At 72.8% G+C, this 7,599-nt stretch carries 10 protein-coding genes; 7 read left to right on the plus strand and 3 right to left on the minus strand.

Annotated elements, in window-relative coordinates; all coding sequences use genetic code 11:
• Positions 1–52: 52 nt before the first annotated feature.
• A complete protein-coding gene (locus B277_RS10925; RefSeq protein WP_051988015.1) occupies positions 53–1,312 on the minus strand; it encodes a nicotinate phosphoribosyltransferase in 1,260 nt (419 codons plus the stop codon).
• Positions 1,313–1,387: 75 nt separating this feature from the next.
• Here B277_RS10925 and clpS point away from each other — a divergent pair, with 75 nt between their 5' ends.
• The 4 genes from clpS to B277_RS10945 are packed head-to-tail and all read left to right on the plus strand — an operon-like array spanning position 1,388 to position 3,880.
• Entirely contained in the window at positions 1,388–1,678 is a 291-nt protein-coding gene (clpS, locus tag B277_RS18415) for an ATP-dependent Clp protease adapter ClpS (protein ID WP_007928196.1), read from the plus strand.
• Positions 1,678–2,307 carry a DUF2017 domain-containing protein gene (locus B277_RS10935; RefSeq protein ID WP_007928197.1) on the plus strand — a complete coding sequence of 210 codons (630 nt, stop codon included), beginning with the start codon at positions 1,678–1,680 and terminating at the stop codon, positions 2,305–2,307. The genes clpS and B277_RS10935 overlap by 1 nt, the downstream gene beginning before the upstream one ends.
• Positions 2,304–3,116, plus strand: coding sequence for a glutamate racemase (gene murI, locus B277_RS10940; RefSeq protein ID WP_007928198.1), 813 nt, complete (start codon positions 2,304–2,306; stop codon positions 3,114–3,116). The genes B277_RS10935 and murI overlap by 4 nt, the downstream gene beginning before the upstream one ends.
• Positions 3,113–3,880 (plus strand): MBL fold metallo-hydrolase, encoded by a 768-nt coding sequence (locus B277_RS10945; protein ID WP_007928200.1) that lies wholly within the window; start codon positions 3,113–3,115, stop codon positions 3,878–3,880. The genes murI and B277_RS10945 overlap by 4 nt, the downstream gene beginning before the upstream one ends.
• A 13-nt stretch (positions 3,881–3,893) precedes the next feature.
• Here B277_RS10945 and B277_RS10950 read toward each other — a convergent pair whose 3' ends face one another.
• Positions 3,894–4,082, minus strand: coding sequence for an HAD family hydrolase (locus tag B277_RS10950; RefSeq protein WP_007928202.1), 189 nt, complete (start codon positions 4,080–4,082; stop codon positions 3,894–3,896).
• Positions 4,083–4,132: 50 nt separating this feature from the next.
• Between B277_RS10950 and B277_RS10955 the strand changes: the two genes are divergently transcribed.
• Positions 4,133–5,170, plus strand: coding sequence for a S66 family peptidase (locus B277_RS10955; protein WP_007928204.1), 1,038 nt, complete (start codon positions 4,133–4,135; stop codon positions 5,168–5,170).
• Here B277_RS10955 and B277_RS10960 read toward each other — a convergent pair.
• Positions 5,167–6,021, minus strand: a complete 855-nt coding sequence (locus B277_RS10960; RefSeq protein WP_007928205.1) for an alpha/beta hydrolase family protein — start codon at positions 6,019–6,021, stop codon at positions 5,167–5,169. The genes B277_RS10955 and B277_RS10960 overlap by 4 nt on opposite strands.
• A gap of 97 nt (positions 6,022–6,118) precedes the next feature.
• Between B277_RS10960 and rph the strand changes: the two genes are divergently transcribed.
• Positions 6,119–6,823 carry a ribonuclease PH gene (gene rph / locus B277_RS10965; protein WP_007928208.1) on the plus strand — a complete coding sequence of 235 codons (705 nt, stop codon included), beginning with the start codon at positions 6,119–6,121 and terminating at the stop codon, positions 6,821–6,823.
• Positions 6,820–7,461: an RdgB/HAM1 family non-canonical purine NTP pyrophosphatase gene (gene rdgB, locus B277_RS10970; RefSeq protein ID WP_007928210.1), complete on the plus strand. Its 642-nt coding sequence runs from the start codon at positions 6,820–6,822 to the stop codon at positions 7,459–7,461. The genes rph and rdgB overlap by 4 nt, the downstream gene beginning before the upstream one ends.
• Positions 7,462–7,599 lie beyond the last annotated feature (138 nt).

Here is a 7,599-nt window from a genome sequence, read left to right on the forward strand (position 1 = left end):
TACCCTGCGCGCACACCCGGGGTCGCAGCGCTGTGAGGGTGGGTCGAGACCGCTACGGCGTCTCGGTGAGGAAGACCGTCTCGACCGCCGGCTGACCCTGGCTCAGCTGGTGCGCCGAGCGCGGCAGCTCGGCGACCGAGGCCTCGTGCCGGGCGCGCGCGCCCTCGAGACTCGCGTGCTCGTGCCCGACGACCTCGCCGCCCTCGACGAGCCGCACGAGGAGGTCACGGTCGTCGCCGTCGCCGACCGGCTGCTCCCCGATGCCGAGCACCTCCGCCTCGGCGACACCGAGCGGGTTGCGCCGGCGCAGGGCGTACTTGCGGCCGCCGACCGACTGCTCCTTGCTCTTCTTGGCGACGCCGATCATCCGCCCTTCGTCGTCCTCGCGGGCGACGAGCTTGTAGACCATCGACGCCGTCGGGTGGCCCGACCCGGTCACCACGCGGGTGCCGACGCCGTACGTGTCGACGGGCGCCGCCGCCAGCGCCGCGATGGCGTACTCGTCGAGGTCGGAGGTCACGACGATCTTGGTCTCGGTCGCACCCAGCGCGTCGAGCTGCTCGCGGACCTCGCTCGCCTGGACCACGAGGTCACCCGAGTCGAGGCGCACCCCACCGAGCGAGGTGCCGGCGACCTCGACGGCCGTCCGCACCCCTTCGGTCACGTCGTAGGTGTCGACGAGCAGGGTCGTGCCGACCCCGAGCGAGGCGACCTGTGCCTCGAAGGCCTCGCGCTCGCTCTCGTGGAGCAGGGTGAAGGCGTGCGCGGCCGTCCCGCCCGTCGGCACGCCGTGCCGCCGCCCCGCCTCGAGGTTGGAGGTGGACGAGAAGCCGGCGATGTAGGCGGCCCGCGCCGCCGCGACCGCCGCCTCGTCGTGGGTGCGGCGGCTGCCCATCTCGATGACCGGCCGCGACCCGGCGGCACCGGTCATCCGCGACGCGGCCGAGGCGACGGCGGAGTCGTGGTTGAGGATCGACAGGACCACGGTCTCGAGGATCACGCCGTGCGCGAAGTCCGACTCGACGACGAGCACGGGGGAGTAGGGGAAGTAGGTCTCGCCCTCCGCGTAGCCCCACACGTCGCCGTCGAAGCGGTAGTCGGCGAGGAAGTCGAGCGTCGTCACGTCGACGACGTCGTGCGCGCGCAGGTGCTCCAGCTCGGCGTCGCCGAAGCGGAAGCCCTCGATCGCGTCGAGGACCCGCCCGACACCCGCCAGCACGCCGTAGCGACGGCCGGAGGGCAGTCGTCGCGCGAAGGTCTCGAAGACGCACTGCCGCGACGCGGCGCCGCTGTGGAGCGCAGCCTGGAGCATGGTCAGCTCGTAGTGGTCGGTGAGCAGAGCGGTGCTGGGTCGGATCGTCACGCGCGCCACTCTAGGGTGGAGGGCGTGTCCATCGCCCCCGCCGAGCAAGAGACGAGCGAGCCCGACGTCGTCGAGGCCGTCGACACCCCGTGGATCACGTTGGTGTGGAACGACCCTGTCAACCTCATGTCGTACGTGACCTGGGTCTTCCAGACGCACTTCGGCTACCCGAAGCAGCAGGCGGAGAAGCTCATGATGGACGTGCACCTCAAGGGGCGGGCGGTCGTCTCGACCGGTCCCAAGGAGCAGATGGAGACCGACACCGAGGCGCTGCAGGGCTACGGCCTGTGGGCGACCTTCCAGAAGGACGTGTGATGGCGCGGGCCTTTGCCGCGGACGGCGACCACCTGGTCGCCCTGCTCGACGAGACCGAGCGGGCGGTCGTCGCCGGCCTGTGCGCGCAGGTCATGGACCTCGTCGCGCCGGCCGCCACGACGAAGGGGGAGTCCGCCGACCCCTTCGAGGCGATCGTCGCCGGGCTGGGTGACCTGTCGACGGACGTCGACCCGGGGGTCGAGGTGCCCGACCGGGCCTTCGGCCTCGACCACGACCGCGACCCGGCACTCGACCGGCTCTTCCCGACGGGCAACCGTGAGGACGAGCAGGAGGCCGCCGAGTTCCGCCGCTTCACGGAGCAGGGTCTGCGGCGGCGCAAGCACGAGGGCCTGGCGACGACGATCACCACCCTCGAGGCCGCAGATGCCGACCGGTGGGTCGTCACGCGCGCGCAGGCACCGCAGGTGCTCGTCGCCCTCACCGACGTGCGTCTCGTCATGGGCGAGCGCCTCGGGCTGCGCACCGACGACGACGCGACCCGGCTCGAGGAGCTCGTCGAGACGCTCGACCCGGACGACCCCGCCGTCTTCGCCCTCGGCGTCTACGACTTCCTCACCTGGCTGCAGGAGTCGCTCACCCAGGCCCTCGTCGGCGGGGCGCCGGAGTGAGCGGGAGCGCCCAGCCGATCGGCGTCTTCGACTCGGGCTTCGGCGGGCTGACGGTGGCCCGGGCGATCATCGACCAGCTGCCCCACGAGTCGGTGGCCTACCTCGGCGACACGGCGCGAGCGCCCTACGGCCCCAGGCCGATCGCGCAGACGCGTGAGTTCGCGCTGGAGTGTCTCGACCGGCTCGTCGACCACGGGGTCAAGCTGCTTGTCATCGCGTGCAACACCGCCTCGGCCGCAGTGCTCCACGACGCCCGTGAGCGCTACGACGTGCCCGTCGTCGAGGTCATCCGCCCGGCCGTGCGGCGGGCGGTCCTCGCCACCCGCAACCACAAGGTCGGGGTCATCTCCACGGAGGGCACGCACCGCTCGCGCGCCTACCTCGATGCCTTCGCGGCGGCCCCGCACACCGAGGTCTTCTCCCAGCCCTGCGCGCGCTTCGTCGAGCTCGTCGAGGCGGGCACGACCTCCGGGCCGGAGGTGCTCGACGTCGCCCGCGGCTACCTCGACCCCCTTCGTCGGGCGGAGGTGGACACGCTCGTCCTCGGGTGCACCCACTACCCGCTCCTCGTCGGCGCTCTCTCCTACGTCATGGGGGAGGGTGTCACGCTCGTCTCATCGGCGGAGGAAACGGCCAAGGACGTCTACCGTGTCCTTGCGGACCACGACCTGCTGCGTCCCGGGTCGCTGTCGGCTCCGGGGCACGGGTTCACCACGACGGGGGACCCGGAGCGCTTCCGGGTCCTGGCCCGCCGCTTCCTCGGCCCCGAGGTGGCGGACGTCTTCGGCAACATGGGAGAAGAGTCGTGAGGCTCACCGTCGTCGGTTGTTCCGGTTCCTTCGCGGGGCCCGACTCGCCGGCCTCCTGCTATCTCGTCACCGCCGAGCACGAGGGCCGCACCTGGCGCATCGTGCTCGACCTCGGCAACGGCGCGCTCGGGGCGCTGCAGCGGCACACCGACCTGGCTGACCTCGACGCCGTCTTCGTCAGCCACCTGCACCCCGACCACTGCATCGACCTCACCGGCATGTACGTCACCCGCACCTACCGGCCGGAGGGCCCGCTCGCCGACCGCCTCCCGGTCTACGGTCCGGCGGGTGCGGCCGAGCGGCTGGCCGCGGCCTACGAGGGGATCGACGAAGGGGGGATGACCGGGGTCCTCGACTTCCGCCGGCTCTCCACGAGCGTGCCGACGCACCTCGGGCCCTTCGTCGTGCGTGCCTTCCGCGTCAACCACCCGGTCGAGGCCTACGGCTTCCGCGTCGAGGCCGACGGCCGGGTGCTCGCCTACAGCGGCGACACCGATTCGTGCGACGCGCTGACCCCGCTCTTCGCCGACGCCGACCTCGTGCTCGTCGACTCAGCCTTCGTCGAGGGGCGCGACGAGGCCCGCGGCATCCACCTCACCGGGCGCCGGGCCGCCGAGGCCGCCGTCGCCGCCGGGGGAGTGGGGCGCCTGATGCTCACCCACATCCCCGCGTGGAACGACCCCGAGGTCTGCCGCGCCGAGGCCGCCGCCGTGTGGCCCGGCGAGGTCGAGCTGGCCTGCCCGGACGCGACCTACGACGTCTGAGCGTCGCCCAGCGTCAGACGAGGTCGCGGGCGAGGGCGGTGAACATGTGCTCGAGGGGAAGGCCGACGAGCGCGCGGACCGGCGGGTCGCCTGGGTCGGGCAGCCCGTGCTCGACCATCGCGGCCGCGATGCTCCCGATGATGTCCGGCAGGGAGTCGACGAGCGTGCCGTCGAGGTCGAAGCAGATGGCTCGTCGCGTCATGTGCCGCAATCTAACTCGACGCGGTGGCTGGTCACTGGTGGACTGGCGGCATGGACGCGCGCCTGCCCACCCCCCTTCGCCCCGGTGACACGATCGCGGTCACCGCACCGAGCTCCGGGGTCCCGCCGACCCTCCAGCCCCGCCTCGACCTGGCGGTCGCCGGGCTGCGGCGGCGCGGCTTCGAGGTCGTCGAAGGGGTCTGTCTCAGGGGCGGCGACCACGTCTCCGCGTCGAGGGAGGCGCGGGCGGACGAGCTCATGGCCCTGCTGGTCGACCCGGACGTCGCCGCCGTCGTCCCGCCGTGGGGCGGAGAAACGGGCATTGACGTCCTCCCGTGGCTCGACCTCGACCTGCTCTCGCAGTGCGACCCGACCTGGTACGTCGGCTTCTCCGACACGACCACGACGATGCTGCCGCTCACGTTGCGGGCCGGCTGGGCGACGCTGCACGGCAGCAACCTCATGGACACGCCCTACGCCCCGGCTCCCGGTCACCTTCACTGGCTCGACGTGGCCATGGCCGAAGGTGGCGGGCTCACCCAGACCGCCGCCACGCACCGCCGCGCCGCCGGTTGGGACGACTACGAGGCCGACCCGGGCGTCGACGAGTTGACGCTCACCGAGCCCACCGGGTGGTCTCTGCTCGAGGGGGAGTCCGCGAGCTTCGCCGGGCCGTTGATCGGCGGGTGCATCGAGGTGCTCTCGCCGCTGGCGGGGACTCCCTTCGGCGACGTGTGGTCGTGGGCGCAGGTGCAGGAGCAGCCGCCCGTGGTCCTGCTCGAGGCCGCGGAGGGCAATGCCTTCGAGATCGCCCGCTGCCTGCACGGGCTGCGGTTGGCGGGGTGGTTCGACCGGTGCGCCGGCGTCGTCATCGGCCGCACGCCTGCACCCGATGCGCCGACCCTGACCCAGCACGAGGCGGTGCGCGACGCCCTCGGTGGGCTCGATGTGCCCGTCGTGCTCGACGCCGACGTGGGGCACCAGCAGCCGCAGATGCCGCTCGTCCTCGGGGTCCCCACCCGGGTCGAGGTGGGCCCGGAGACCCAACGGGTCACCCAGGACCTCGCCCGCCGGACCGCATCGCCCTAAGGTCGTGCGCGCTCGCCGACCCGTCCGGTGACCCAGGCGGCGATCCGCTCGCCGATGATTTCGGGGGAGCGGGCGAAGCTGTAGTGGTTGACCGCCTTGCCCGGGGCGTCCGCTGCCTTGGTGAAGGTGAAGCGCTCGACGTCGGCGCTCGCGAAGAGCTCGACGAGTTCGTCGACGGCAGCCGGGGGTGCGAGGGTGTCGTTGTCGAGGTCGACGACGAGCAGCGGCAGGGTGCGCTCGGCGAGTTCCGACGCGATGTTGCGACCCCCGGGAGCCAGGCGTCCGGTGCGGGAGAAGGCCGCCCACTCGCGCATCAGGGTCACCGCCTGCGTCCCGCCGAAGCCGAGGCGCGCGCCGGGCCAGAAGCCGCACAGCCGCGAGATCACCGCGATGAGCTGCGTCTGCGCGAGCGTCTTGACCCCTTGCTGCGCCCGCCAGTGCGGCGTCCCCGACCCGATGAGCACGGCGGCGTCGACTGCGGGCGTCGGGCCGGCGAGGTGCGCAGCGAGGACGTGACCGCCGAGGGAGTGCCCCAGGGCGACGACCGGGCCGTCGTGCTGCCGGCGGACGGCGTCCACGACTGCCGGCAGCCAGCCGTGGGCGAGGTCGTCGTAGCCGAGGTCGCGTCCGCGGCCGACGTGCGGCAGCGACTCGTCCTGGCCGGTGTAGTCGGCGACGCCGGCGGCCAGGCCGTGCCGGGCGAGCTCGTCGACGAAGGGGCCGTAATAGCCCGCCGGCACCCCCATGGCCGGCATGACGAGGACGAAGGGAGCGGACGTCGCCTCGGTCCCCGCGACGTGCAGGGTCGTCGTCGCGCCACCGGGCAGGGTGATGTCGCTGTGCTTGTCCACGGCGGTGAGCCTACGGCCGTCGTGGATCGTTAGCCTGAGCGCATGACTGACACCACCCCCCCGGCACGACGGACGCACCCCCGAGCAGCTGCGCGAGGTGCGCATCACGCGCAACTGGCTCGACCACGCCGAGGGCTCGGTGCTCGTAGAGTTCGGCCGCACCCGGGTGCTCGTCGCCGCGAGCTTCGAGGCGGGGGTGCCGCGCTGGCTCAAGGGCCAGGGCACCGGCTGGGTCACCGCCGAGTACGAGATGCTGCCGCGCTCGACCAACACCCGCAGCGGGCGCGACTCGCGCAAGGGCAAGGTCGGCGGCCGCACCCACGAGATCTCCCGCCTCATCGGCCGCAGCCTGCGCGCGGTCATCGACACCAAGGCGCTGGGGGAAAACACGATCGTCCTCGACTGCGATGTCCTGCAGGCCGACGGTGGCACCCGCACTGCGGCCATCACGGGCGCCTACGTCGCCCTCGTCGACGCCGTCGAGGACGCCCGCAGCCGTGGCCTGATACCGGCCGGCGCGACGCCGCTCACCGGCTCGCTCGCCGCGGTCTCGGTCGGCGTCGTCGACGGCCGCGCGGTCTGCGACCTCGACTACCCCGAGGACTCCACCGCCGAGACCGACATGAATGTCGTCATGACCGGCACCGGCGAGTTCATCGAGGTGCAGGGCACGGCGGAGGGCGCTCCCTTCGACCGGGCGCTCCTGGGCGAGCTGCTCGACCTCGCGACGACCGGCTGCGCCGCGCTCACCGAGAAGCAGCAGGAGGCCCTCGCCGAGACCCCGCGGGAGCGCGTGCTGTGACCCAGCGGGTCGTCCTCGCGACGCACAACGAGCACAAGGTTCACGAGCTGCAGCAGATCCTCGGCGAGGCGGACCTGGGCCTCGAGATCGTCTCGATGGCCGCCTTCCCCGAGGTCGGCGAGATCCCGGAGACCGAGGTGACCTTCGCCGGCAATGCGCGCCTGAAGGCCGAGCACGTCGCGATGCGCACCTCGCTGCCCGCGCTCGCCGACGACTCCGGCCTGGCCGTCGAGGTGCTCGGCGGCAGCCCGGGCATCTTCTCCGCGCGGTGGTCGGGTCTGCACGAGGGGACGGACCTGCCGCGGGCCGAGAAGGACCGCCGCAACCTCCAGCTCCTGCTCGACCAGCTCGCTGACGTGCCCGACGAGCACCGCCGGGCGGCCTTCCGCTGTGCGGCTGTCCTCGCGATCCCCGGCGGCACCACCGTGACGAGCGAAGGGGAGGTCCCCGGGGTCATCGTGCGGGAGCCGGTGGGGGACAACGGGTTTGGCTACGACCCGATCTTCGTCCCCGACGGCGACACCCGCACCCTGGCGCAGTACACCGACGTGGAAAAGAATGCGATCAGCCACCGCGGCCGTGCCCTCCGCGCCATGGTCCCGCTGCTGCGCGAGCACCTGACGCCCCACGCTGGTTGAGGTGCGAGGCCGCCCGCGGCCGGAATCACCGCGCTGGTTGAGGTGCGAGGCCGCCCGCGGCCGGAATCACCGCGCTGGTTGAGGTGCGAGGCCGCCCGCGGCCGGAATCACCGCGCTGGTTGAGGTGCGAGCCGCCCG

It is taken from the genome of Janibacter hoylei PVAS-1 (assembly GCF_000297495.1).
In the GTDB taxonomy this organism is placed as follows: domain Bacteria; phylum Actinomycetota; class Actinomycetes; order Actinomycetales; family Dermatophilaceae; genus Janibacter; species Janibacter hoylei.

Bases quoted from the DNA above. Each gene is read 5' to 3' on its own strand.
- B277_RS10925 (WP_051988015.1), bottom strand. From the start codon at position 1,312: ATGCTCCAGGCTGCGCTCCACAGCGGCGCCGCGTCGCGGCAGTGCGTC.
- B277_RS10935 (WP_007928197.1), top strand. From the start codon at position 1,678: ATGGCGCGGGCCTTTGCCGCGGACGGCGACCACCTGGTCGCCCTGCTC.
- B277_RS10950 (WP_007928202.1), bottom strand. From the start codon at position 4,082: ATGACGCGACGAGCCATCTGCTTCGACCTCGACGGCACGCTCGTCGAC.
- B277_RS10955 (WP_007928204.1), top strand. From the start codon at position 4,133: ATGGACGCGCGCCTGCCCACCCCCCTTCGCCCCGGTGACACGATCGCG.